This window comes from Agromyces sp. NPDC058064, assembly GCF_042885275.1.
GTDB lineage: Bacteria > Actinomycetota > Actinomycetes > Actinomycetales > Microbacteriaceae > Agromyces.
The window spans coordinates 904,183-928,472 of record NZ_JBHVSE010000002.1; the positions used below are offsets into that span (position 1 = coordinate 904,183).

The 24,290-nt window shown below is 73.3% G+C and carries 20 protein-coding genes; 17 read left to right on the forward strand and 3 right to left on the reverse strand.

The genetic code is table 11. From position 1 onward, the window contains the following. The first annotated feature begins 1 nt into the window (after nucleotide 1). The 10 genes from ACFVSL_RS10070 (at nucleotide 2) to ACFVSL_RS10115 (ending at nucleotide 11,659) form a co-directional block, all read left to right on the forward strand. Nucleotides 2–970: an AAA family ATPase gene (locus ACFVSL_RS10070; protein WP_386940671.1), complete on the forward strand. Its 969-nt coding sequence runs from the start codon at nucleotides 2–4 to the stop codon at nucleotides 968–970. After that, nucleotides 967–2,265 (forward strand): DUF58 domain-containing protein, encoded by a 1,299-nt coding sequence (locus ACFVSL_RS10075; protein ID WP_386940673.1) that lies wholly within the window; start codon nucleotides 967–969, stop codon nucleotides 2,263–2,265. The genes ACFVSL_RS10070 and ACFVSL_RS10075 overlap by 4 nt, the downstream gene beginning before the upstream one ends. Further along, nucleotides 2,262–4,574, forward strand: coding sequence for a transglutaminase domain-containing protein (locus ACFVSL_RS10080; RefSeq protein WP_386940675.1), 2,313 nt, complete (start codon nucleotides 2,262–2,264; stop codon nucleotides 4,572–4,574). The genes ACFVSL_RS10075 and ACFVSL_RS10080 overlap by 4 nt, the downstream gene beginning before the upstream one ends. Nucleotides 4,575–4,583: 9 nt before the next feature. Continuing rightward, a complete protein-coding gene (locus ACFVSL_RS10085) occupies nucleotides 4,584–5,162 on the forward strand; it encodes an FHA domain-containing protein (RefSeq protein WP_386940677.1) in 579 nt (192 codons plus the stop codon). A 142-nt stretch (nucleotides 5,163–5,304) separates the two neighbouring features. Continuing rightward, a complete protein-coding gene (leuC, locus tag ACFVSL_RS10090) occupies nucleotides 5,305–6,753 on the forward strand; it encodes a 3-isopropylmalate dehydratase large subunit (RefSeq protein ID WP_386940679.1) in 1,449 nt (482 codons plus the stop codon). Next, on the forward strand, nucleotides 6,753–7,373 hold the full coding sequence (gene leuD, locus ACFVSL_RS10095; protein WP_386940681.1) for a 3-isopropylmalate dehydratase small subunit: 621 nt from the start codon (nucleotides 6,753–6,755) through the stop codon (nucleotides 7,371–7,373). The genes leuC and leuD overlap by 1 nt, the downstream gene beginning before the upstream one ends. Beyond that, entirely contained in the window at nucleotides 7,370–8,737 is a 1,368-nt protein-coding gene (gene murA / locus ACFVSL_RS10100; protein ID WP_386940683.1) for a UDP-N-acetylglucosamine 1-carboxyvinyltransferase, read from the forward strand. The genes leuD and murA overlap by 4 nt, the downstream gene beginning before the upstream one ends. 7 nt (nucleotides 8,738–8,744) lie before the next feature. Continuing rightward, a complete protein-coding gene (locus ACFVSL_RS10105; protein ID WP_386940685.1) occupies nucleotides 8,745–9,521 on the forward strand; it encodes a lysophospholipid acyltransferase family protein in 777 nt (258 codons plus the stop codon). Beyond that, on the forward strand, nucleotides 9,511–10,650 hold the full coding sequence (locus ACFVSL_RS10110; RefSeq protein WP_386940687.1) for an NAD(P)H-dependent glycerol-3-phosphate dehydrogenase: 1,140 nt from the start codon (nucleotides 9,511–9,513) through the stop codon (nucleotides 10,648–10,650). Before ACFVSL_RS10105 ends, ACFVSL_RS10110 begins: the two co-directional genes overlap by 11 nt. After that, on the forward strand, nucleotides 10,550–11,659 hold the full coding sequence (locus tag ACFVSL_RS10115; protein ID WP_386940689.1) for a D-alanine--D-alanine ligase family protein: 1,110 nt from the start codon (nucleotides 10,550–10,552) through the stop codon (nucleotides 11,657–11,659). The genes ACFVSL_RS10110 and ACFVSL_RS10115 overlap by 101 nt, the downstream gene beginning before the upstream one ends. 130 nt (nucleotides 11,660–11,789) lie before the next feature. Here ACFVSL_RS10115 and ACFVSL_RS10120 read toward each other — a convergent pair whose 3' ends face one another. Further along, nucleotides 11,790–12,317 carry a DUF3515 domain-containing protein gene (locus ACFVSL_RS10120; protein ID WP_386940691.1) on the reverse strand — a complete coding sequence of 176 codons (528 nt, stop codon included), beginning with the start codon at nucleotides 12,315–12,317 and terminating at the stop codon, nucleotides 11,790–11,792. 46 nt (nucleotides 12,318–12,363) lie between these two features. Further along, entirely contained in the window at nucleotides 12,364–14,031 is a 1,668-nt protein-coding gene (locus tag ACFVSL_RS10125) for a substrate-binding domain-containing protein (protein ID WP_386940693.1), read from the reverse strand. Between the two features lie 208 nt (nucleotides 14,032–14,239). Here ACFVSL_RS10125 and thiL point away from each other — a divergent pair, with 208 nt between their 5' ends. After that, nucleotides 14,240–15,247, forward strand: coding sequence for a thiamine-phosphate kinase (gene thiL, locus ACFVSL_RS10130; protein WP_386940694.1), 1,008 nt, complete (start codon nucleotides 14,240–14,242; stop codon nucleotides 15,245–15,247). Here the strand turns inward: thiL and rsmD are convergent. Continuing rightward, entirely contained in the window at nucleotides 15,217–15,810 is a 594-nt protein-coding gene (gene rsmD / locus ACFVSL_RS10135; RefSeq protein ID WP_386940696.1) for a 16S rRNA (guanine(966)-N(2))-methyltransferase RsmD, read from the reverse strand. The two genes, thiL and rsmD, sit on opposite strands and share 31 nt — an antisense overlap. A gap of 48 nt (nucleotides 15,811–15,858) precedes the next feature. On the opposite strand from rsmD, the gene ACFVSL_RS10140 reads away from it, so the two are divergent. Genes ACFVSL_RS10140 through ACFVSL_RS10165 form a run of 6 tightly spaced genes read left to right on the forward strand, consistent with a single transcriptional unit; the run spans nucleotide 15,859 to nucleotide 24,282 of the window. Continuing rightward, a complete protein-coding gene (locus ACFVSL_RS10140) occupies nucleotides 15,859–16,689 on the forward strand; it encodes a hypothetical protein (protein ID WP_386940698.1) in 831 nt (276 codons plus the stop codon). Then, nucleotides 16,686–18,902 (forward strand): ATP-dependent DNA helicase RecG, encoded by a 2,217-nt coding sequence (locus tag ACFVSL_RS10145; protein WP_386940699.1) that lies wholly within the window; start codon nucleotides 16,686–16,688, stop codon nucleotides 18,900–18,902. Before ACFVSL_RS10140 ends, ACFVSL_RS10145 begins: the two co-directional genes overlap by 4 nt. 51 nt (nucleotides 18,903–18,953) lie before the next feature. Further along, nucleotides 18,954–19,445, forward strand: coding sequence for a pantetheine-phosphate adenylyltransferase (gene coaD, locus ACFVSL_RS10150; RefSeq protein ID WP_157423978.1), 492 nt, complete (start codon nucleotides 18,954–18,956; stop codon nucleotides 19,443–19,445). Then, nucleotides 19,442–20,473, forward strand: coding sequence for an AAA family ATPase (locus ACFVSL_RS10155; RefSeq protein WP_386940701.1), 1,032 nt, complete (start codon nucleotides 19,442–19,444; stop codon nucleotides 20,471–20,473). Before coaD ends, ACFVSL_RS10155 begins: the two co-directional genes overlap by 4 nt. A 1-nt stretch (nucleotide 20,474) precedes the next feature. Next, nucleotides 20,475–21,914, forward strand: coding sequence for a DUF58 domain-containing protein (locus tag ACFVSL_RS10160; RefSeq protein WP_386940703.1), 1,440 nt, complete (start codon nucleotides 20,475–20,477; stop codon nucleotides 21,912–21,914). Further along, nucleotides 21,904–24,282 (forward strand): transglutaminaseTgpA domain-containing protein, encoded by a 2,379-nt coding sequence (locus ACFVSL_RS10165; protein WP_386940705.1) that lies wholly within the window; start codon nucleotides 21,904–21,906, stop codon nucleotides 24,280–24,282. Before ACFVSL_RS10160 ends, ACFVSL_RS10165 begins: the two co-directional genes overlap by 11 nt. Nucleotides 24,283–24,290: the final 8 nt, after the last annotated feature.

Genomic DNA, 24,290 nt, shown 5'->3' on the forward strand with positions numbered 1-24,290 from the left:
CATGTCAGTGACCCAAGAACAGGCCCTGTGGTTCCAGGACGCCTTCTCGAAGCTCGTCGACAACGTCGACCGCGCCATCCTCGGCAAGCGCGACGTCATCGAGCTCGTCGTGACGGCGCTGCTCTCCGACGGGCACGTGCTCCTCGAGGACTTCCCGGGCACCGGAAAGACGGTGCTCGCGAAGGCGCTCGCAAACACGCTCGACGGCACGAACTCGCGCATCCAGTTCACGCCCGACCTGCTGCCCTCCGACGTCACCGGCGTGACGATCTACGACCAGGGCAAGGGGCAGTTCGAGTTCCACCGCGGCCCGATCTTCGCGTCGATCGTCCTCGCCGACGAGATCAACCGCGCTTCGCCGAAGACGCAGTCCTCGCTCCTCGAGGTCATGGAGGAGGGTCGCGTGACCGTCGACGGCGTCGGCTACGAGGTCGGCAGCCCGTTCATGGTGATCGCGACGCAGAACCCCGTCGAGCAGGCGGGCACCTACTCCCTGCCCGAGGCGCAGCTCGACCGCTTCCTCATCAAGACCTCGCTCGGGTACCCCGACCACGACACGGCGGTCACGCTGCTGCTCGACTCGGCGAACCGCGCGCGGGCGTCGAAGGTGTCGCCGATCATCGCCCCGAGCTCGATCACGACGATGTCGCAGCTCGCGAGCGAGGTCTACGTCGACGCCGCGGTGCTGTCGTACCTCAACGAGCTCGTGTCGGCCACGCGCGACCACAAGGACGCCGCGCTCGGAGTCAGCATGCGCGGCGCGCTCGCGCTGGCGCGCGCGGTGAAGACCTGGGCGATCGCCCACGGCCGCACCTTCGCGACGCCCGACGACGTGCGCGAGCTCGCGGTGCCGGTGCTCGCGCACCGCATCATCGTCGACCCCGAGTCGGAGTTCGCGGGGGTCACGGCCGAGGACATCGTGGGTCGTGTCCTCGTCGAGGTGGCGCCCCCGGCCTACCGGGCGGCATGAGCGCCGGCACGGGCGCGCCGCAGACCCCTTCGCAGGCGCGCATCGCGGTGCGCGCCGTCGCACGTTCCCTCGCGGCATCCGCCCGCTCGCTCGGAGCGGCCGTCGTGCGCGCCTGGCGCGCGGTGGCCGCCTTCTGCGAGCCGGTCACGGGGCTCGTCTCCACGACCGGATGGCTCGTGCTCGCCGCCGCGGCCGTCTCGCTCGTGCTGGCATGGGCCTTCGGATGGATCGAGTTCGCGTTCCTCGGGTTCACGCTGCTCGCCGCGGTGCTCGTCTCGATCGCGTTCGTCTTCGGGCGCATGCACTTCGCCGTCGGCATCGAACTGCAGCCGGCTCGCGTCGTCGCGGGGGAGCGGGCGCTCGGCCGCCTGCTCGTGCGCAACGCCGGCACGGCGCCGTCGGCGCCCGCCCGGATCGAGCTGCCGGTCGGCGCGGGCCTCGCCGAGTTCGTGGTGCCCCAGCTCGCCGCGGGCGACGAGCACGAGGAGCTCTTCGCCGTGCCGACGAACCGTCGCGCGGTCATCGTCGCGGGCCCGGCGGTCTCGGTCCGCGGCGACCAGCTCGGCATCCTCCGTCGCACCGTGCGCTGGACCGATCCCGTCGAGCTCTTCGTGCACCCGGTGACCGCGCGTCTCCGGCCCTCCGCCGCCGGACTCGTGCGCGACCTCGAGGGCGAGATCACGAAGGTGATCACCGACAACGACATCTCGTTCCATGCGCTGCGCGCCTACGAGCCGGGCGACGCCCTGCGCAACGTGCACTGGCGGACGTCCGCACGCACCGGTCAGCTGATGGTGCGGCAGTACGAGGAGACGCGGCGCTCGCAGCTCATCCTCGTGCAGTCCACCGAGCGCGCCCAGTACACCTCCGACGACGAGTTCGAGCTCGGCGTCTCGGTCCTCGCGTCGATCGGCGTCCAGGTCATCCGCGACGCGACGAGGCTCGCCGTCGTGACCGAACGTCTCGGGCTGCGCACCGCGACGCCGACGGTGCTCCTCGACGACTCCTCCCGCATCGAACCCGTCGACGGCGCGTACCCGACGATGCGCGACTTCGTCCGCGAGTCGACGAAGCGGCTGCCGGCGCCGAGCGTCGTCATCACCGTCGGAGGGTCGCTCCTGCCGCTCGCCGAGTTCCGCTCGGTCGAGACGGTGTTCGGCAATGACACCCAGACCATCGCGATCCGCGTCGAGGACGGCGCGACGAGCTCGCTGACGAAGGTCGCAGGCACGACCGTCGCGACCGTCGGCTCCCTGGGCGACCTGCCCCGCATCATGAGGAGGCTGCGCCCGTGACCCGGCTTCCCCGCACGGCGGTGAGCGACCTCCTCGTCCTCAGCCTCCTCTCGCTGCTCGGCATCCTCGGCTACGAGACCTCGTTCGGCGACCTGAACTTCCTCGTGGCCGCGGTCGCCGGACTCGTCGTCGGCACGCTCGCAGCACTCGCCGGCACGCTCCTGCGACTCGGCGTCGTCACGACGGTGCTCATCGCGATCGTCGCCTACTTCCTGCTCGGCACCCCGTTCACGATGCCCGAGACCGGGATCTTCGGGGTGCTGCCCTCGCTCGGCTCGCTCGCCGGGCTCGCCTACGGCGCGGTCTTCGGCTGGGCCGACATCGTCACGATCGGCACCCCGGTCGAGGCGCCGTACTACATCGCGGCACTGCCGTACTTCGCCGCGTGGCTCGTCTCGCTCGTCGGCGGCCTGCTGGTGCTGCGCTGGCTGTCGAAGCGCCGCACCGCGCTGCGCACCAGCGTGCTGGTCATCGGCCCCGCGCTGCTCTACCTGTCGGGCATCCTCCTCGGCACCGACGAGGCCTACTTCGCCGGCGTCCGCGGCGTCGCGTTCGCGGTGATCGCGCTCGTCTGGATCGCCTGGCGCCGTGGCACGACCGTCGAGGCCTCCGGAGACGGGGCGAAGCGGCTGCGCAGGCAGAAGGTCACGGGCACCGCCGTGGTCGTGGCGGGCGCCGTCGCGATCGGCGCGGTCGCGGGTCTCGCGGTCGCACCGGTGAGCCCCGACCGCTTCGTGCTGCGCGACGAGATCGTTCCGCCGTTCGACCCGCTCGAGTTCCCGAGCCCGCTCTCGGGGTTCCGCAAGTACACGAAGGACCTCGCCGAGGAGACGCTCTTCACGGTGCGCGGGCTCGAGCCCGGCGACACGCTGCGTCTCGCCACGATGGACGCGTACACCGGGCGCCTCTGGAACGTCGCCGGCCCCGACGACGTCGGCGCCGACGGCGGCGGGTACGGCATCGTCGGCGAGTCGCTGCCCGAGCCCGAGCTCGCCGACCTCGGGTCGGCGCGCGAGATCGAGGTCGAGGTCGGCGCGTACTCCGACGTCTGGCTGCCGACGGTCGGCTACGGGCGCACCCTGCAGCTCCTCGACGGCGGCAGCGCCGCCCGTGCCGGAGACCTGCGCTACAACCCCGCGGCGGGCACGGCGGTGCTCACGAGCGGCGTCGGGGAGGGCGCCCACTACGCGCTGACGGCGAACGTGCAGCGCGAGCCCGACACCGAGGACCTCCTCGACGTGCCGGTGGCCGACCTCACCCTGCCGATCGTCGAGAACTCGCCCGACGTCACCGAGGCGAAGGCGGGCGAGTTCGCCGGCGACGCGGTCAGCCCGATCGAGCAGCTGCGCGCGATCGAGCGCGCCCTGAAGACGGGCGGGTTCCTCAGCCACGGCCTCGCTTCCGACGCGGTGCCGTCGCGCGCCGGGCACGGCGCCGACCGCATCGACGAGCTCTTCACGCGCACGCAGATGGTCGGCGACGCCGAGCAGTACGCCGCCGCGATGGCGCTCATGGCCCGCGACCTCGGCTACCCGTCGCGCGTCGTGATGGGGTTCGCGCCCGAGATCTCCGAGGGCCAGGAGGAGGTCGAGGTCGTCGGCGACGACGTCACCGCCTGGGTCGAGGTCGCCTTCGACGGCGTCGGCTGGGTGAGCTTCCGCCCCACCCCCGACCAGGTCGACGTCCCCCAGGAGGAGACGCCGAAGCCGAAGTCCGAGCCGCAGCCGCAGGTTCGCCAGCCCCCGCGGGCCGAGCACACCGACGACGAACTGCTCGCGACCGTCGAGATCGACGAGACCGACGACGACGACAAGGACCGTCCGTTCCAGATCCCCGGCTGGGTGTGGGTGACGCTCGGTGCCATCGGCATCCCCGCCGCGATCGTGTTCCTCCCGATGCTCGCGGTCATGCTCGTGAAGGCGGCCCGCCGTCGCAGGCGCCGTTCCGGGCCGAACGACCGTCAGGCCGCAGCGGCCTGGGAGGAGCTGATGGACCGCTGGGCCGAGCTCGGCTTCGAGCCGCCCGCCCAGGGCACGCGCCTGCAGTCGGCCCGGGTGCTCGAGCGGCAGGTCGGCGAGCAGGGCCTGGCCTCGGCGCTCCACGGCAACGGGGCGGATGCCTCGGCGCCGGTGCCGCTCTCGACGCTCGCGACGACGATCGACCGCGACGTGTTCGACGGCGGCGCGGTCTCCGACGAGGTCGTGGCCCGCCGCTGGACGGAGGCGGAGGCGGCGACCGCCGCGGTGACGGCCGCGGTCGGCCGGGCGCGCCGGCTCATCAGCCGGTACCGGATCCGTTCGCGTCGTTAGGCTGGGGGCGTGGCCGAGTCCGATTTCATCGTCCCGCCGCCGGGTCTCGTCCCGTCGGCGCCCGAGACGGCCGCGCCCGCGCCGACGTCCGCGCCCGACCGGACGGTGCGGGCCGTGCCCTCGCGGGCGGTGCCGCCCCGAGCGCTGCCCACCTTCGTCCCGGGGCGGGTCGCGCCCGACGCGAGCCCCTCGCCCGCGCCGCGACCCGGCGCAGCCGCGGGGGCCGCGCCGTCGCAGCCGGCGGCTCCGGTGTGGCGCCTCGTCGGGGCATCCGGGCTCGAGATCGTGCTCGACGGGGTGCTCGTGCTCGGGCGCGACCCGGTGGCCGCCGCGGCGTCCGACGCCCGTGCGGTCGCGATCGACGACCCGACCCGGACGGTGTCGAAGACACACGCCGTCATAGAGCCGACGGCCGCCGGGGTCCGCGTGACCGATCTCCGTTCGACGAACGGCAGTCGCGTCGAGGCGCCGGGGGCGCCGCTCAGCGAGCTCGTGCCCGGCGAACCGGGCGAGGCGCCGGCGGGCTCGGCGATCTACCTGGGCGAGCTCGGCCTGCGCGTGGATCGGGTCGTCCGTTCGACGGTGTAGCCTGAATCCATGCGCGCGCCACGACTTCTCCTTCGTCGCCGCGACGGGGCTTCGTACTGAGGCCGTCCCCGTCGCGGAGTCCGTCGTCGGCCGATTTCTCAGGATCGAAGTCGATCCCCCCGGAACGAAGAGAGACGAACGCATGAGTACTGCGCAGACGAGCGCCGACCGCCCCCGCACCCTGGCCGAGAAGGTCTGGGACGCCCACCTCGTGAAGCAGGGCGAGGACGGCACCCCCGACCTCATCTACATCGACCTGCACCTGGTGCACGAGGTCACGAGCCCGCAGGCCTTCGACGGCCTCCGCATGGCGGGGCGCCCGGTGCGCCGGCCCGACCTCACGATCGCCACCGAGGACCACAACACGCCGACGCTCGAGATCGACAAGCCGATCGCCGACCTGACGAGCCGCACGCAGATCGAGACGCTCCGCAGGAACGCCGCCGAGTTCGGCATCCGGCTGCACTCGCTCGGCGACAAGGAGCAGGGCATCGTGCACGTCGTGGGCCCTCAGCTCGGCCTCACGCAGCCCGGCATCACGGTCGTCTGCGGCGACTCGCACACCTCGACCCACGGCGCCTTCGGTGCGATGGCGTTCGGCATCGGAACGAGCGAGGTCGAGCACGTGCTCGCCACGCAGACCCTGCCCCTGAAGCCGTTCAAGACGATGGCGATCAACGTCGAGGGCACCCTGCGCCCCGGTGTGACGGCGAAGGACATCATCCTCGCCGTGATCGCGAAGATCGGCACGGGCGGCGGCCAGGGCTACGTGCTCGAGTACCGCGGATCCGCGATCCGCGCGCTGTCGATGGACGGCCGCATGACGATCTGCAACATGTCGATCGAGGCCGGTGCCCGCGCCGGAATGGTCGCGCCCGACGAGACGACGTACGCGTACCTGAAGGGCCGGGCGCACGCGCCCGAGGGCGACGACTGGGACGCCGCGGTCGAGTACTGGAACACGCTCGCGACCGACGAGGGCGCGACCTTCGACGCCGAGGTGTCGATCGACGCCGACGCCCTCGAGCCGTTCGTCACCTGGGGCACGAACCCCGGCCAGGGCGTGTCGCTGTCGGAATCGGTCCCCGACCCGGCGACGATCGCCGACCAGCACGAGCGCGCCGCCGCCGAGCGGGCGCTCGAGTACATGGACCTCGCTGCGGGCACCCCCCTGAAGGAGATCAAGGTCGACGCGGTCTTCATGGGTTCGTGCACGAACAGCCGCATCGAGGACCTGCGCGCGTTCGCCTCGATCATCAAGGGCAAGCAGAAGGCCGACGGAGTGCGCGTCATGGTCGTGCCCGGCTCGGCGCGGGTGCGTCTCGAGGCCGAGGCCGAGGGGCTCGACAAGGTCATCACCGACTTCGGCGCCGAGTGGCGCTTCGCCGGCTGCTCGATGTGCCTCGGCATGAACCCCGACCAGCTCGCCCCGGGCGAGCGCTGCGCGTCGACCTCGAACCGCAACTTCGAGGGCCGCCAGGGCAAGGGCGGCCGCACGCACCTCGTCTCGCCGCTCGTGGCCGCGGCGACCGCGATCCGCGGCACGCTCTCGAGCCCCTGGGATCTGCAGAACGAAGGAGAGGCGCGCTGATGCAGAAGATCACGACCGTCACCGGCGTCGCCGTGCCGCTGCGCCGCTCGAACGTCGACACCGACCAGATCATCCCCGCCGTGTTCCTGAAGCGCGTCACGAAGACCGGCTTCGACGACGCGCTGTTCCACGGCTGGCGGCAGGACCCCGAGTTCGTGCTCAACCGCCCCGAGTACCAGGGCGCGAAGATCCTCATCGCCGGCCCCGACTTCGGCACCGGCTCGAGTCGCGAGCACGCCGTGTGGGCGCTGCGCGACTACGGCTTCGACGTCGTCGTGAGCTCGCGGTTCGGCGACATCTTCCGCGGCAACTCGGGCAAGCAGGGCCTCGTCGCCGCGCAGGTCGCGTACGAGGACGTGGAGCGCCTCTGGGAGGTCGTCGAGGCCGACCCGGGAATAGACGTGACGGTCGACCTCGTTGCACGAACGGTGAGCGCAGGCGCGCTCACAGTGGCCTTCGATATCGACGACTACACTCGATGGAGGCTTCTGGAGGGTCTGGACGACATCGCCCTCACTCTCCGGGACGAAGCAGCCATCGCCGAATTCGAGACGCATCGAGCGGCGTGGCGGCCCAAGACGCTCCCCATCCGGGAGCCGGCGGAATCAGGGAGTCTGTGAACACACTCGGGCAGGATGCCAAGAACCACGGGACGGCAGTCGGGTTGAACGTCGACAAGATCACGATCAACGGCGGCAAACCGCTCCGCGGCCGGATCGAACTGAAGGGGGCCAAGAACCTCGTCACCAAGGCGATGGTCGCGGCGCTCCTCGGCGACACCCCGAGCGTCCTGAAGGACGTGCCGAACATCAGCGACGTCCGCATCGTGCGCGGCCTCCTCGAGGTGCACGGGGTCACGGTGACCCAGGGCGAGGTGGGCGAGCTCATCCTCGACCCCTCGGCCGTCGAGACGGCGCACATGGCCGACATCGACGCGCACGCCGGCTCCAGCCGCATCCCGATCCTCTTCTGCGGGCCGCTCCTGCACCGGCTCGGCGAGGCGTTCATCCCCGACCTCGGCGGCTGCCGCATCGGCGACCGGCCGATCGACTACCACCTCGAGGTCCTGCGCAACTTCGGCGCGATCGTCGAGAAGCTCCCGAGCGGCATCCGCATGTCGGCGCCGAACGGCCTGCACGGCGCGAAGGTCGCCCTGCCGTACCCGAGCGTCGGCGCGACCGAGCAGGTGCTGCTCACCGCAGTGCTCGCCGACGGCATCACCGAGCTCTCGGGCGCGGCGATCGAGCCCGAGATCATGGATCTCATCAACATCCTGCAGAAGATGGGCGCCATCATCACGGTCGACACCGACCGGGTGATCCGCATCGAGGGCGTGCAGAAGCTCAACGGCTACACGCACCGCGCCCTCTTCGACCGCAACGAGGCCGCGAGCTGGGCGGCCGCCGCCCTCGCGACCGACGGTGACATCTTCGTCGGCGGCGCGCGTCAGGCCGAGATGCTCACCTTCCTCAACGTCTTCCGCAAGGTCGGCGGCGCGTTCGAGATCGCCGAGGACGGCATCCGCTTCTACCACCCCGGTGGCGAGCTGAAGCCCGTCATCATCGAGACCGACGTGCACCCCGGGTTCATGACCGACTGGCAGCAGCCGCTCGTCGTCGCGCTCACGAAGGCGAAGGGCGTCTCGATCGTGCACGAGACGGTGTACGAGCAGCGCTTCGGCTTCGTCGACGCCCTCGTCGAGATGGGCGCGTCGATCGAGGTGCACAAGGAGTGCCTCGGCGGGCGGCCCTGCCGCTTCGGCCAGCGCAACTTCCAGCACTCAGCCGTCATCTCAGGACCGACGAAGCTCACGGGCGCCGACGTCGAGGTGCCCGACCTCCGCGGTGGCTTCAGCCACCTCATCGCCGCGCTCACCGCAGAGGGTCGCTCGACCGTCTCGAACGTCGGAATCATCGCGCGCGGGTACGAGGACTTCATCACGAAGCTCGAACTGCTCGGGGCGGACTTCGAACTCGAAGGATAATAGGGGAGTGCAACACGACGACTCGTCCCCGACGACCACCGCGAAGGTGCGTTCGGAGACCCGCCGCCCCTCGTTCTTCTGGGTGCTCGCCGTCCTCATCCTGCCGGTGATCAACCTGGCGGTGCGGTACCGGTTCCACCACCGCGAGCGCATGCCCGCGGCGGGGGCCTTCGTGCTCGCGCCGAACCACTACAGCGAGATCGACCCGGTCGTGATGGGCGCCGCGAGCTGGAAGCTCGGGCGCGCCCCGCGCTTCCTCGCGAAGGCCTCCCTCTTCAAGAACCCCGTGCTCGGCTGGTTCCTGCGCACCTCGGGGCAGATCCCGGTGGAGCGCGCGGGCAGCAACGGCCACGCGGCGCTCCGCGCCGCGGAGGAGCTGGTCGAGAAGGGGCGCATGGTCGTCGTCTACCCCGAGGGCACGCTCACCCGCGATCCCGACCTGTGGCCGATGCGCGGCAAGACGGGGGCGGTGCGCATCGCGCTGGAGCGCGACATCCCCATCGTGCCCGCAGCCCACTGGGGCACCCAGGCGCTCATGCCGCGCTACGGCAAGAAGATCAGCCTCTTCCCGCGCAAGACGATCGACGTCATCATCGGCGAACCGCTCGACCTGAGCGCGTACCGGGGCAAGCCCCTCGACCAGGCGTCCCTCCTCGCCGCGACCGCGCAGCTGATGGACGCGATCGCCGAGCTCCTCGCCGAGGTCCGCCACGAGCCGGCCCCGGCCGAGCGATGGGATCCGGTGGCCCACGGCCAGAAGGAGACGGGGCGCCTTGAAGACTAAGCAGACCGCGCGCAAGCCCGTGGGCAAGCGCGTCGCCGTCCTCGGCGCGGGCAGCTGGGGCACGACCTTCGCGAAGATCCTCGCCGACGGCGGCGCCGACGTCGTGCTCTGGGCCCGTCGCCCCGAGATGGCGCGCGAGATCCAGGAGGCCAAGCGCAACAGCGACTACCTCCCCGGCGTGAACCTGCCGCTGGGGCTCCGCGCGACGAACCGGCTCGACCTCGCCCTCGCGGGCGCGGAGCAGGTGTACGTCTCGGTGCCGAGCCAGTCGCTGCGCGACAACCTCAAGCTCATCGCGCCGCACCTGCACGCGCAGGCGACGGTCATCTCACTCATGAAGGGCGTCGAGAAGTCGACGGGCAAGCGCATGAGCGAGGTCATCGCCGAGGTGCTGCGGATCGACGAGTCGCAGATCGCGGTCATCTCGGGCCCGAACCTGGCGCTCGAGATCGCGAAGGAGCAGCCGACGGCCGCCGTGGTCTCCTCCACGAGCCTCGAGACCGCCCAGGCGGTGGCCTCGGTCGCCCGCAACCGCTACTTCCACTCCTTCGTGAACACCGACGTGATCGGCACGGAGTTCGGCGGCGTGCTGAAGAACCTCATCGCCGTCGCGATCGGCATCGTCGACGGCGCCGGCTACGGCGAGAACACGAAGGCCTCGATCATCACCCGCGGCCTCGTCGAGATGACCGACTTCGCCGTCGCGTTCGGCGCCCACCCCGAGACCCTGTCGGGCCTCGCGGGGCTCGGCGACCTCATCGCGACCAGCCAGTCGCCGCTCTCGCGCAACAACACCGCGGGCCGGCTGCTCGGCCAGGGGTATCACCTGAACGACGTGGTGAACCAGATGCAGCAGACCACGGAGGGGCTCGCCTCGGTCGGGCCGATCCTCGAACTCGCGCGGGCGAAGGGCGTCGAGATGCCCATCGTCGAACAGGTGCGTCAGGTGCTCGCGGGCACGCTCGACCCGAAGGACATCGCGCCCCACCTCACGACCGACGACGAGCCCCAGGGCGAAAGGACGAACGATGGACAAGCTCAGGGTGGTTCTGCTGTTCGGCGGGCGTTCAAGCGAGCACTCGATCAGCTGCGCAACGGCGGGCGGAGTCCTGGGGGCGATCGACCGTAGCCGCTTCGAGGTGATCCCCGTCGGGATCACCCGCGACGGCGCCTACATCCTCGAGACCGACGATCCGGCGCGGTTCGCGCTCGACCCGGCGCACCTGCCCGAGGTCGTCGACAACGGCACCCGGGTCCACTGGCCCGAGTCGACGGCGTCGCGCGAGCTGACGGTGACGACGGCGTCCGACGGAGCGGGGGGCCCGGTCACCCGCTCGCTCGGCGAGGTCGACGTCGTGTTCCCGATCCTGCACGGGCGCTTCGGCGAGGACGGCACGATCCAGGGGCTCCTCGAGCTCGTCGGGCTGCCCTACGTCGGCAACGGCGTGCTCGCCTCCTCGCTCGGCATGGACAAGCACTTCACGAAGACCGTGCTCGAGGGCGCCGGCATCCCGGTCGCGCCCTGGGTCACCGTGACGCGTGCGGCGCTCGCCGCCGACCCCGAGCTCTGGCAGCGCCGCACGCGCAGCCTCGGCCTGCCCGTGTTCGTGAAGCCGGCGCGGGCCGGCTCCTCGGTCGGCGTCACGAAGGTGAGCGACTGGGCCGAGCTCGACGCGGCGCTCGACGTCGCGTTCGCCGAGGACGGCAGCGTGCTCATCGAATCGGGCGTCGTCGGTCGTGAGATCGAGTGCGCGGTGCTCGAGGGCCGCGACGGCTCCGCCCCCCGGGTGAGCGTCGCGGGCGAGGTCGTCGTCACGGGCCGCGAGTTCTACGACTTCGAGGCCAAGTACCTGGATGCCCCGGGCGTCGAGCTCGTGTGCCCCGCCGACCTCGGCGACGGCGAGCTCTTCGAGCTGCAGCGCATCGCGCGCCGCGCGTTCGAGGCGATCGGCGGCCAGGGCCTCGCGCGCGTCGACGTGTTCCTCACCGACGAGGGCTTCGTCGTGAACGAGCTCAACACGATGCCGGGCTTCACCCCGATCTCGATGTTCCCGACGTGCTGGCTCAACTCGGGGCTCAGCTACCCCGAGCTCATCACCGAGCTCGTCGACGTCGGCTACGCGACCGGCCCGCGCTAGCTGCGCCCGTCGTCGCGGGTCCGCGCCCGGGCTCGCGCACGGCGCGGCCCGCGGCGGTGCCCCGGAGCGCTGCGGCGTGACCGGAGCCGGGAGTCCCGGTCGTCCCGGAGCCGTCCGCGCGTCAGGCGCGTCAGCCCGCCGTCGCCTCGTCGACGTCGGTGCAGCCGCCGTCGGCGGGGATCACCGAGACGGCCGACGAGAGCTCGGTGATCGCGGTGGTGCCCGAGACCACGTCGTTGTCGACGAGCACCTCGACTGCGGGGGTGCGCCCGTAGGTCGTGAAGCGGAAGTTCGGCGCGTCGGACTCGTCGATCACCCAGTCGACCCCGTTCACGCTCACGCAGCGATCGGTCGTCGGGCCGGGCTCGGGCACGCCGCAGCGGAGAAGCACCGAGGCGGGGGAGCCCCACGCGCCGGTGCCCTGCGCGTTGGTCTCGCGCTCGCGCTGCTCCTGCCCGGTGTCCTTGGCGATCGAGTCGGGAAGGCGCACGACGACCGCGGCGCAGTCGGGGTCGCTCGCCCCGGCCGCCGGGTCGATCGGCACGGCCTGGCTGCACCCGGTGAGGGCGAGGGCGGCGGCGCCGGCCACGAGCAGCGCGGCGAGGCGGAGTCGGCGGGGTCGCGGGGATCGGTGGGGGCGGCCGGTCGGGTGTTCCATCCCCTTCAGGGTAGTGGCCGATCCCGAGTGCCGGCTGCGACGCCGGTCAGCAGTTCGGGCGGCAGGCGCGCTGCGAGAGGGCGTCGGTGAGCACGACGCTCAGGTCCTGCGGCTTGGCCGCCGAATAGGCCGCCCCGCCGGTGGCCTTCGCGATCGCCCGCATCGCCGTGACGTCGGTGTCGGGACCGATGCCGACCATGATCACGGGCACGGGCCTGGCCGGGTCGTCCATCTCGGTCAGCTGGGCGAGCAGCTGGTCGAGCGAGATGCCGTTCTCGTCCTCGTTCCGGCCGTCGGTGAGCAGGAGCACGGAGTTGACCTTGCCGGGGTCGTAGCTCGCCCGGACGTGCGCGACCGCGGCGAGGGTGGTGTCGTAGAGGCCGGTCGCGCCGCCGAGGCGGCCGGGCAGCGAGGCGATGGCGTTGCCGAGCGCCGCCTTGTGCTCCTCGTCGCCGAGGCGTTCGACAGGTGCCAGGGCCTCCCAGTCGCGGTCGCCCGCGCGCTCGGTCGAGAAGACCCACATGCCGAGGTCGACGTCGCCCGAGAACTGGGCCAGCGTCGAGCTCGTCGCCTGGGTGAGCAGGTCGATCCGCCGGAGGCCGGTCACGGTCGGCTCCTCCATCGAGCCGGAGACGTCGATGACCGAGAGGATGCGCGAGCGGAGGCTCAGGACGCCCCAGGTGCGGAGGATCGAGACCTGCGCCCCCGCGGCGGCGGTGTCGACCGCGACGGCCTCGGCGAGCACGCCCTCCTGTTCGAGCTCGCCGGAGCCCACGCCGTCGCGGAAGCCGTCGGCGGCGAAGGCGTCCTTCGCACCCCAGAGCGCGAGCTTCAGGCCGTCGAGTTCGCGCGCCCGGAGCGCGAGCGCCCGCGACTCGGCCGTCTCGGGTGCGCGCTCGGCGTCGGAGGCGGGGAGGTTCTTCGCGAGCTCGGCCTCGTCGAGGGCCCGCAGGAACGGATAGTTGAGGGCGAGGGTGCCGTCGGAGGGGTAGAGGGCGACGAGCGGCGACGAGCCGGCCTCCCGGTTGTGCAGCGCGATCTGCTGCTCGCTGGCGATCGCGAAGGTGCCGGCCGGACGCGAGCCGAGCGCGGCGAAGGCGTCGGCGGCCGTCGGCAGGACGGTGTCGTTGAGCCCGATCATCGCGGTCTGGAACTGCCGCGGCGCGCCGATGTCGGCGCGGCGCTCCATGGCCTGCAGGGCGCTGAGGCTCGCCGACGAGGCCTCGGGGTCGGCGAGCAGCGCCGTGAACTCGCCCTTCATCAGCGCGTTCCAGCCCGGTGCGGCGTCGCCGAGCTCGCCCGCCCGCTCCGCGGCGCCCGCGAAGACGACGGGGCTCGAGGCGATCGACCGCTCGAGGGCGAAGTCCGGCACCGGCCGGCCGAGCGATCGCGCGGTGCTCGACATGCGCGCGAGCCAGACGGGGGAGTCGGGGATCCAGGCGTCGAGCCCCGCGGCGTTGCCCGACGCGAGCATCGCGGCGGTGTCGACGGAGGCCTGCGAGACCACCTCGGTGCGGGAGCACGACTTCTCGCTCGCGTCGTAGTCGGCCGCGATCGCCTTCACGGTCGCGGCGATCGCGGGGTCGGCGACGACGCTGAGCTCGGCGGGCGAGGTGCACGGGATCTCGGGATTCTGCCAGCGCTCGAACTCGCCGCTCGCCCAGGCGACGCCCGTGACGCCGGCGGCCGCGACCAGGGCGACGGTCGCCGACACGGCCGTGACCGCGATGGTGGTCCGGCGACGCCGTCGACGGTTCGCTGCTCGTTCGCTCCGTCGACTCACGCTTGCTCCATTGCAGGGCGGTGGGCGGGTTCGTCCACCGCGATCGGGTTGTTCGCGAACCCAGCGTAGGCATCGACGCCGAATTCGTAAAGAACCATTACACATCATCAGGCGCTCGCCCGTGACCTACGCTGAGGGGATGCCCGACGATCGCTCCAGCACCGACGCCGATCTCGAGACGATCGGCTCGCTCGGCGAGCAGGCGGTGCTCGCCCGCATCCTGCCGCGGCTGCGGCCCGGCGACGCGGCGCTCCTCGGCGCCGGCGACGACGCCGCAGTGCTCGCCGCGCCCGACGGCCGCTTCGTCGTCACGTGCGACATGATGATCCACGGCCCCGACTTCCGCCTCGCGTGGTCGACGCCGTTCGAGCTCGGCTGGAAGGCGGCGGCGACGAACCTCACCGACGTCGCCGCGATGGGCGCCCGGCCGACCGCGCTCGTCGTCGCGATCGCGGCGCCGCCCACCCTCGCCGTCGAGGTCCTCGAGGGCATCGCCGACGGGCTGCGCGAGGGCCTCGCGGCGCTCGCTCCCGGAGCGGGGGTCGTCGGCGGCGACCTCTCCGCCTCCTCCGTCCTGACGATCGCCGTGACCGCGTTCGGCGACCTCGAGGGCCGCACCCCGGTCACTCGGTCGGGCGCGCGCGTCGGCGACGTCATCGCCCACGCGGGCGCTCGGGGCGATGCAGCGCGGGGGCTCTCCCTCCTCTTCGCCGAGGGCGTGGACGCCTCGGGCGAGCCCGACGCCGAACGCACCGCCGCGCTCCGCGCGAGGCATCCGCGTCTCATCGCCGCCCAGCTCGCACCCGCGCCGCCCGTGGGTGCCGGCGTCGCCGCGGCCGAGGCGGGGGCGACCGCCATGCTCGACGTCTCGGACGGGCTCGCGCGCGACGCGCGACGACTGGCCGAGGCGAGCGGGGTCGGCCTCGACTTCGACGGGTCCGCGCTCGGCGCCGAGGTGCGGCTCGCCCTCGCCGGCGCCGAGGACCACGGCCTGCTCGCGACGTTCCCCGCCGGCACGGCGGTGCCCGCGCCCTTCGAGGTCATCGGCCGCGTGGTCGATGCGCCGGGCGAGCTGCGGGTCGACGGCGTGGCGATCGCGGCCGAGGGATGGGACCCCTACTCGGGCTGGGACGGCCGCGCGGGCTGATCGGCCGCCGCCCACCACAGGGTCGTCTCCCCGTAGTCGCGGCGCCGCTCGGGGGTGAGCCCCGCGGGCCAGGCGGGCTCGGGGGAGCGGCTGCTGCGCTCGACCATGACGACCGCCTCGTCGGAGAGCAGCGGCACGAGCAGCTCGAGGTCGTGCGCGAGCGCGGATTCGGAGAGCTCGTACGGCGGATCGATGAACACGAGGTCGACCGCCCCGGCCGCCCCCTCGAGGTAGGCGGCGACGGCGCGCGCGACGACTCGCACGCGCACCGCGTGCCTCCCGCCGTCGGCGCGGGCCACGGCATCGGCGTTGCGCCGGCAGACGTCGGCGGCGGGCTTCGCGCGCTCGACGAGCACGACGTCGGCGGCGCCGCGGCTCGCCGCCTCGAGGCCCAGCGCGCCGGAGCCCGCGTAGAGGTCGAGCACGCGCGCACCGTGGATGGCGTCGCGGGCCTCGAGCGCGGAGAAGATCGCCTCGCGCACGCGGTCGCTCGTGGGACGGGTGCCGGAGCGCGGGACCTGGAGGCTGAGTGAGCCGGCGAATCCGGCGATGATGCGGGTCATGCTCCCGGCAGCATATCGACGCCCGCCGAGCGCTGCCATGATGGAGGGGTGCCAGCCCCGATTGATGAAGAGACCGGTTCGACCGACCCCGTGCCCGCCGAACCGTCCCGACACCGTGGAGGCGAGCAGCAGCTGATCGATCGCCTGTGGGACTTCGCCGACCCCGGAGCCAGCGCCGAGCGGTTCCGCGAGCTCGCGGGCGACGAGTCGCAGGCCCCGCACACGCGCGCGGTCATGCAGACCCAGTTCGCCAGGGCGCTCGGGCTCCTCGGCCGGCGCGACGAGGCGCTCGCGGTCCTCGACGACGTCGCGGGCATGCCGGTCGACGACCGCGAGCCCGAGGCCTTCGCGAGAGAGCTGCGGGCCCGCGTCGCGATCGAGCGGGGCCGCCTCGCCGCGGCCGACCGCCGGCCCGCCGACGCCGTCCCCGAGCTGACGCGCGGAGTGCGGGAGGCGGCCCTCTCCGGCTCGACCTTCCTCGTGCTCGACGCCCTGCACATGCTCGCGCTCAACGACGTCGGCCACGAGGAGGAGTGGGCGACCGAGGGCTTCGACGTGCTCGACGGCACGCGCGACCCGCGGCTGCTCCGCTGGGGCGTCGCGCTCCACAACAACCTCGGCTGGACGCTGCACGACTCGGGCCGGCTCACCGGCGCCCTCATGCAGTTCGAGGAGGCCGCGAAGGCGGCCGAGGCGTACGGCACCGCCGAGCAGCGGCACGTCGCGAGGTGGTCGGTCGCGCGGTGCCTGCGCAGCCTCGGGCGCGCCGAGGAGGCGCTCGAACTGCAGCGCGCGCTCGCGGCCGAGCGGCCCGACGACCCCTACGTGCAGGCCGAGCTCGCGGCGCTGACGGAGGCGCCGCCTACGATCGAGGCATGACCGCACGACCAGCGGATGCCCCCGAGGAGGCGATCCCCGGCAGCTACACGCTCGATTCGAAGCTGGCGGGCGCCCTCGGCGGGCGCACGGCGCAGGCGATCGAGCGGGCGTTCGGCCACGTCACCGTCGGCGACCTGCTGGCGCACTATCCGCGCCGCTACGCGCTGCGCGGCGAGCTCACGGCGCTCGCGTCGCTGCCGCTCGACGAGAACGTGACGCTCGTCGCCGAGGTGATCGAGGTGCGCGTCCGCGAGATGCGCCAGCGCCGGGGCTCGATCGTCGAGGCGAAGATCACCGACGGCACGGGCGTGCTGACGCTCACCTTCTTCAACCAGCGCTGGCGAGAGAACGACCTGCGGCCCGGGCGCCGCGGCATCTTCGCGGGCAAGGTCGGCGACTATCGCGGCAATCGCCAGCTCGCGCATCCCGACTACGAGCTCTTCGACGACGAGGTGCCCGCCGAGGTCGGCGACGCGGCGGCCAGGCGCTGGGCCGAGGCGCCGATCGCGATCTACCCCGCGACGTCGACGCTCGCGAGTTGGCAGCTGTCGAAGGCGATCGGCCTCCTGCTCGACGGGCTCGGCCGCGTCGACGATCCGCTGCCGGGCTCGGTGCGCGAGGGCCGCGGCCTCCTCGGCCATCGCGAGGCGCTCGAACGCGTGCATCACCCCGAGCGCGAGTCCGACTGGAAGGCGGCGCGGCGCACCCTGCGCTTCACCGAGGCGTTCGTGCTCCAGTCGGCCCTCCTCGAGCGGCGTGCGGCCCTGCGCGCGCGCCACGCCCTCGCCCGGCGCCCGGCGCCCGGGGGGCTCCTCGAGCGCTTCGACGCCGCGCTGCCGTTCTCGCTCACGGGCGACCAGGAGCAGGTCGGCGCCGAGATCGCCCACGACCTCGGCGAGCCCGTGCCGATGAACCGGCTCGTCCAGGGCGAGGTCGGCTCGGGCAAGACGGTCGTGGCGCTGCGCGCGATGCTCGCGGTCGCCGACTCCGGCGGGCAGTCGGCGCTGCTCGCCCCGACCGAGGTGCTCGCCGCCCAGCACCTCCGCTCGATCGTGAAGATGCTCGGGCCCGAGCTCTCCGCCGAGCTGATCCCGACGCTGCTCACCGGGCAGCTGCCCGCCGCCGAACGCAAGAAGGCGATGCTGCGCGCCGCGGCAGGCCAGTCGAGGCTCATCGTCGGCACCCACGCGCTCCTCGGCGACACGGTGACGTTCGCCGACCTCGGGCTCGTCGTGGTCGACGAGCAGCACCGCTTCGGCGTCGAGCAGCGCGAGGCGCTGCGGCTCAAGGGCGCCGAGCCGCCGCACGTCCTCGTGCTCACGGCGACGCCGATCCCGCGCACCGTGGCGATGACCGTGTTCGGCGACCTCGACGTCTCGACGATCGCCGAGCTGCCGGCCGGCCGCGCGGGCATCGAGTCGCAGGTGGTGCCGCTCGCGATCCGGCCGGCCTGGCGCCCGCGCGTGTGGGAGCGCCTCGCCGAGGAGATCGCGCTCGGCCGGCAGGGGTTCGTCGTCTGCCCCGCGATCGAGACGCGCGTCGCCGAGGACGACGGCGCCGAGGCGGCACCCGGCGAGCCCGAGCCCGAGGGCGCAGGGCCGGTGGCCTCCGTCGCGTCGGTGCTCGCCGAGCTCGAGTCGCACCCCCGGTTCGCCGAGCTGCGCGTCGCACCGCTGCACGGGCGCATGAGCGCCGACGAGAAGGACCGCACGATGCGCGCCTTCGCCGCGGGCGAGCTCGACGTCCTCGTCTCGACCACGGTCATCGAGGTCGGCGTCGACGTGCCCAACGCGAGCGTGATGGTCGTCGTCGACGCCGACCGCTTCGGGGTCTCGCAGCTGCACCAGCTGCGCGGCCGGGTCGGCCGGGGCGCCGTTCCCGGGCTCTGCCTGCTCGTCACGGGCGCGCCCCCGAACTCGCTCGCGCTGCAGCGCGTCGAGGCGGTCGCCGCGACCCTCGACGGCTTCGAGCTGGCGCGCGTCGACCTCGAGCTCCGGCAGGAGGGCGACGTGCTCGGGGCGATGCAGTCGGGCGGGCGATCCTCGCTCAAGCTGCTGCGCGTGGTGCGCGACGGCGAGATCATCGCCGACGCCCGGGCCGAGGCCGAGGCGATCCTCGAGGCCGATCCGACGCTCGCCGGGCACCCCGCGCTCGCCGCCGCCGTCCGCCGCCGGCTCGACGACGAGGCGAGCGGCTACCTGAGCAAGGGCTGAGACTCTCGGCCGGGCCCCGACGGGGCCCCCGCTGGCGCTACGCTGGTGCGTATGCAGCGGATCGCCGTCGTCCCCGGATCGTTCGACCCCGTCACGCGCGGCCACCTCGATGTGATCTCGCGGGCCGCGGGCCTGTACGACGAGCTGCACGTCGTCGTCGTCCACAACCCCGACAAGTCGGCGCTCCTGCCGATCGCCCAGCGCGTCTCGCTGATCGAGCAGTCGATCGCCGACGCCGGCATCGAGGGCCGCATCGTCGTCGCGGCGTGGAGCATGGGCCTCCTCGTCGACTACTGCACCGACGTCGGCGCGAGCGTGCTCGTCAAGGGCGTCCGCTCGCAGCTCGACGTCGCGTACGAGACGCCGATGGCGATCGTCAACCGGCATCTCGCCGGCGTCGAGACGGTGTTCCTCCTGCCCGATCCTGCGAACGCGCACGTGTCGAGCTCGCTCGTCAGGCAGGTCGCCTCCCTCGGCGGCGACGTGGCCCCCTACGTGCCGGCCGTCGTGGCCGACTACCTCGCGGTGGCGATGACGCCATGAGCAGCGAGGTCGCGGTGACGGGCGGGTCGGGTTCGGCGGCGCGCGCCGCGACCATGGGCATCGACGAGGTCGGCTCGCTCGCCGCGGCCATCGTGGCGAACGTCGAGACGGTGATCGCCGGCAAGCGCGACGCCGTCACGGCCGCCCTCACCGTGCTGCTCGCCGAGGGGCACCTCCTCATCGAGGACGTGCCCGGCGTCGGCAAGACGATGCTCGCGAAGGCGCTCGCGCGCTCGGTCGACGCGAGCGTCAGCCGCATCCAGTTCACCCCCGACCTGCTGCCGAGCGACGTGACCGGCGTGTCGGTCTTCGACCAGTCGAGCCGGCGCTTCGAGTTCAAGCGCGGCCCCGTCTTCGCGAACCTCGTCATCGGCGACGAGATCAACCGGGCGAGCCCGAAGACCCAGTCGGCCCTGCTCGAGTGCATGGAGGAGCGCCAGGTCACGGCCGACGGCACGACCTACCGCCTCGATCCGCCGTTCACCGTGGTCGCGACCCAGAACCCCGTCGAGATGGAGGGCACCTACCCGTTGCCCGAGGCTCAGCGCGACCGCTTCATGGCGCGCATCTCGATGGGCTACCCGGCGTCGGCCGACGAGCTCGCGATGCTCACGACGCGCGAGACCTCGAGCCCGTTCGACGCGCTCGACGCCGTCGTCTCCCTCGGCGAGCTCCGCGCCATGATCGCCGCGGTGCACCAGGTCTTCACCTCGCAGCCCGTGCAGGAGTACGCGGTCGAACTCGCGCGCGCGACTCGCGAGGACCGCCAGCTCAGGCTCGGCGCGAGTCCGCGGGCGACGCTCCAGCTCGTGCGCGCGGCGAAGGCGCACGCCGCGATGCACGGCCGCGACTTCGTGCTGCCCGACGACATCGACGCCCTCGCCGTGCCGGTGCTCGCGCACCGGCTCGTGCCGACGAGCCGGGCGCTCGGCGCGCACGACCGCGATGCCGGACCGCTCATCGACGCCATCGTCCGACGCATCGTGGGGGAGACGCCGGTTCCGGTCGGCAGCGCACGAAGGAACTGACATGAGGCGCCCCCGTCCCCTGCGCATCGCGGCCTGGCCGCGACTCACCCGGCGCGGCGGCGCGCTGCTGGTGGTCGGGGTCGCGCTCCTCGCCGTCTCGCTGTGGTTCGACCTCCGCGACGTCATGCTGCTCGCGTTCGTCGGCATCGCGATGCCGGGCGTCGCCGCCCTCTTCGTGACCCTGCGCGTGCCGCGGCTCGGCGTGACCCGCAGGTTCTCGCCGCCGGTCGTCGCGGCCGGCTCGTCGACCGGCGTCGCGATCGCGGTGCGCAACCGCTCGCGGCGCACGCTCGACGGCGCGCACTGGCGCGACCGGGTGCCCGACGGGCTCGACGCCCCGGCCGAGGCGGTGCTGCCCGCGCTCGGGCCGTACGAGGGCGTGCTGCCCTCGGGTGACGACACCGTGCACCTCGAGTACCGGCTGCGGCTGCCCCGCCGTGGCGTGTACGGCATCGGGCCCATGCGGATCGGCGTGGCCGACCCCTTCGGGCTCGCCCGGATCGACCGCGACGCGGGCCCGCGGCACGAGGTCGTCGTGACCCCGCGGGTGACGCCCCTCGAGCGGGCGCTCGGCTCGGCCGCGAGCGTCGACGGCGTGCTGCACGGGCTGCAGCGGCGCTCCCACCCGAACTCCGACGAGCTCATCGCCCGCGAGTACCGCTACGGCGACCCGCTGCGACGCGTGAACTGGCCGGCGACGGCCCGGCGCGGCGAGCTCATGGTGCGCGAGGAGGAGCAGCGGGGCGACCCCGAGGTCCGGATCCTCCTCGACACGACGCTCTCGGGGCAGGCCCGCACGGGCGGGCCGCGGCCCGAGTGGGCCGAGCGGGTGCACTTCGGCTTCGAGCTCGGCGTCGAGGTGGCGGCCTCGATCGGCGTCCACCTGCTCGAGCGCGGATTCCGCGTCCGCTGCGACCCGCTGGGAGACCCAGGACGCGGCGGGGTCGGCGAGGGCGCGCCCGGCGCCTATCGCATGCCGGGCGGAGACCACCTGCTGCTCGAGGACCTCGCCCGGCTCGACTCCCCGAACCGCGCCGACCGGGCCGAGGGCGCGGCTGCGCGGGGCGGCCGGATCGCCGAGGGCACCGGTCGCGGCGAGGTGCGCGCCAGGGAGGCGAGGATGCCGGGATTCGCCGTGCTCGTCGACCCCGACGAGCAGGATGCCGCGACGCTCGTCTCGCTGCGCACCGGATTCGAGCCCGCGGTCGCCTTCGTCGGCGAGGGCGTCGCCACGCGCGTCGTCGACGCGCTGGAGCAGGCCGACTGGCGCGTGGTGCGGGTGCGACGGGCCACCGCGATCGGCGACGCCTGGGCCGGTGCCGCGCAGCGCGATCCGATGACCGGGAGGGGCGCGACGGCGGCCGTGTCGGCGGACGGCACGTCGGGCGCCGCGCGCCGCGGCCCGGGCGCGCCGCCGGCAGGAGGGCGCGATGCGTCCTGACCCCCTGCCTCTCACGCGCGGGCAGCGACTCGCGCTCACCGCGGCGAGCCTCCTCCTGCTCTCGGTCGCGACGATGGCGCTCGGTCCGCTCATCTCGGGCAGCGGGTGGTGGTGGCTGTGCGCGTTCGTCGCCGCCGGAACGCTCTTCGGCGGCGCGGGCCTGCGGGCCGTGCGGGTGCCCGCCTCGCTCGTGCCGGTGCTCGAGATCGTCGTCCTGCTCCTCCTGCTGACGCTCCTCTTCGGCGGCTCGACGAGCTTCGCCCTCATCGTGCCCACGCAAGACACCTTCGTCCACTTCGGCGAGCTCTTCGACGGCGCGCAGCGCACCATCCAGCAGCAGTCCGTCCCCGCGATCCCCGTCCCGGCGCTCAACTTCGTGCTGGCGCTCGGCGTCGGGGTGCTCGCGATCTGCATGGACGTGCTGGTCCAGACGGTCCGCATGCCGGCCCTCGCCGCGGCGCCCGCGCTCGTCCCGATCCTCATCCCGGGCTTCATCATCGAATCGGGTGCCGAGGTGCCGACGCTCGTGTTCTCGGCGGCCTCGTACCTGCTGCTCCTCCGCATCGACGTGCGCGCCCGTCGTCGCGCACTGCTCGCCGCGGCGGAGCGCAACGACGAGACGGGCGGCACCACGGTCATCCCGCCGGCGCGGGTGCCGATCGTCTCGACCCTCGGCGCGACGCTCGGCCTCACCGCGGTGGGCATCCTCACGGCGGCGGTGCTCACCGCCTCGACCCCGAGTATCTCCTCGAGCCTGCTGCTCGGCTCGGGCGCCCCCGCGACGAGCTTCGCGCGCGGCGTGAGCCCGTTCATCGACCTCGGGCGCGACCTGCGCCGGCCCGAGCCCCGGCCGGCGTTCCACTACTTCGCACGCGACAACGACCGCCCCTACTTCACGGTGCTGACGCTCGACCGGTTCGAAGGCCAGGCGTGGGGCGTCACCGAGCGGCCGGTCGACGCCGACAACACCGTCGACGCCCTGCCCCTCCCCGACGGCCTCGATTCCGACGTGTCCGCCACGGAGCATCCCATCGACATCGTCGTCGACGAGGTGCGGACGACCTGGCTGCCCCTGCCGTACCCCACTCGGCAGGTCGAAGGGCTCAGCGGATCGTGGTTCTGGGACGCCGGCTCGCTGACGGTGCGGAGCGTCGATGCCGACACGGGCGGTCAGCGCTATCGCGCGACCTGGCTCGAGGTGGACCCGAGCCCGTCGCAGCTGAGATCGGCGGGCGGGCGGGCCGGCGAGGAGTACGACGACTTCCTCGCGCTGCCCGACGACGCGCCGCCGCTCATCGCCGAGACGGCGGCAGCCGTCACGGGGGAGGCCGCCACGCAGTACGACGCCGCGGTCGCGATCCAGGCGTTCCTCCGCTCCTCGGCCTTCGAGTACTCGACGGAGGCACCCGTCGAGGCGGGCTACGACGGCGGCGGCTTCGACGTGATCGCCCGGTTCCTCGAGGAGCGCACGGGGTACTGCGTGCACTTCGCCTCGACGATGGCCGTGCTCGCCCGCGAGGTGGGCATCCCGTCGCGCATCTCCGTCGGCTACACCCAGGGCACCTCGACGCAGGAGCGCGTCGGCGGGGTGCAGCGCGTCGAGGTCGACTCGCACGATCTGCACGCGTGGCCCGAACTCTACTTCGAGGGCGTGGGGTGGGTGCCGTTCGAGCCCACACCGAGCCGCGGCATGGTGCCCGACTACTCGCGGCCCGGGGCCGGCGACGCCGAGGCGGCGCCCCCGCTCGCGTCGGGCAGCGCGAGCGCCCCGCTGAGCGGGCGCCCCGAGCTCGACCCCGACCGCAACCTCGCCGGCGGAAGCGGCTCGGCGTCGCCGGCCGACTCGTGGTGGTTCCGCGGCGGCGTCGCGCTGCTCCTCGTCGCCGCTCTCCTCCTGGCGCCCGCGGCGCTGCGCGCGAGCCAGCGTGCGTCACGGCGTCGGCGGATCGCACGCGGCGACCGTCCGGCGGATGCCGCGTGGGACGAGCTCGTCGCCACGGCGCGCGACCTCGGGGTCCGGCTCGAGCCGACCTCGACCCCGCGTGCGATCGCCCGGGGGCTCGCCGAGCGGGAGGGCTTCGCGGACGACGAGGCGCGCGCGGCCCTCGCGGCGCTCCGCGACGCCGTCGAGCGCGAGCGCTACGGACCGGCGGAGCCGTCGCCCGGTGCCGGTGCGGTCGCGGCGGGCGGTCGGGCCGGCGGCGGCGGTGCGACATCCGCAGGGCTCGTGGACGCGCTCGCGATCGCCTGCGCCGCGCTCGCGGAGGGGGAGTCCATGCTCGTCAGATGGCGCGCGACGCTCGTGCCGCGCTCGCTCATCGATCGGGCACGGCCGACGTTCGGCGAACGTCCACCCGTCGACGCGTAGAATCGTCG

What these genes read in the sequence shown, in the direction of transcription:
- ACFVSL_RS10070 (WP_386940671.1), top strand. Translation starts at nt 2, where the DNA reads ATGTCAGTGACCCAAGAACAGGCCCTGTGGTTCCAGGACGCCTTCTCG.
- ACFVSL_RS10075 (WP_386940673.1), top strand. Translation starts at nt 967, where the DNA reads ATGAGCGCCGGCACGGGCGCGCCGCAGACCCCTTCGCAGGCGCGCATC.
- leuC (WP_386940679.1), top strand. Translation starts at nt 5,305, where the DNA reads ATGAGTACTGCGCAGACGAGCGCCGACCGCCCCCGCACCCTGGCCGAG.
- leuD (WP_386940681.1), top strand. Translation starts at nt 6,753, where the DNA reads ATGCAGAAGATCACGACCGTCACCGGCGTCGCCGTGCCGCTGCGCCGC.
- ACFVSL_RS10115 (WP_386940689.1), top strand. Translation starts at nt 10,550, where the DNA reads ATGGACAAGCTCAGGGTGGTTCTGCTGTTCGGCGGGCGTTCAAGCGAG.
- ACFVSL_RS10120 (WP_386940691.1), bottom strand. Translation starts at nt 12,317, where the DNA reads ATGGAACACCCGACCGGCCGCCCCCACCGATCCCCGCGACCCCGCCGA.
- thiL (WP_386940694.1), top strand. Translation starts at nt 14,240, where the DNA reads ATGCCCGACGATCGCTCCAGCACCGACGCCGATCTCGAGACGATCGGC.
- rsmD (WP_386940696.1), bottom strand. Translation starts at nt 15,810, where the DNA reads ATGACCCGCATCATCGCCGGATTCGCCGGCTCACTCAGCCTCCAGGTC.
- ACFVSL_RS10145 (WP_386940699.1), top strand. Translation starts at nt 16,686, where the DNA reads ATGACCGCACGACCAGCGGATGCCCCCGAGGAGGCGATCCCCGGCAGC.
- coaD (WP_157423978.1), top strand. Translation starts at nt 18,954, where the DNA reads ATGCAGCGGATCGCCGTCGTCCCCGGATCGTTCGACCCCGTCACGCGC.
- ACFVSL_RS10155 (WP_386940701.1), top strand. Translation starts at nt 19,442, where the DNA reads ATGAGCAGCGAGGTCGCGGTGACGGGCGGGTCGGGTTCGGCGGCGCGC.
- ACFVSL_RS10160 (WP_386940703.1), top strand. Translation starts at nt 20,475, where the DNA reads ATGAGGCGCCCCCGTCCCCTGCGCATCGCGGCCTGGCCGCGACTCACC.
- ACFVSL_RS10165 (WP_386940705.1), top strand. Translation starts at nt 21,904, where the DNA reads ATGCGTCCTGACCCCCTGCCTCTCACGCGCGGGCAGCGACTCGCGCTC.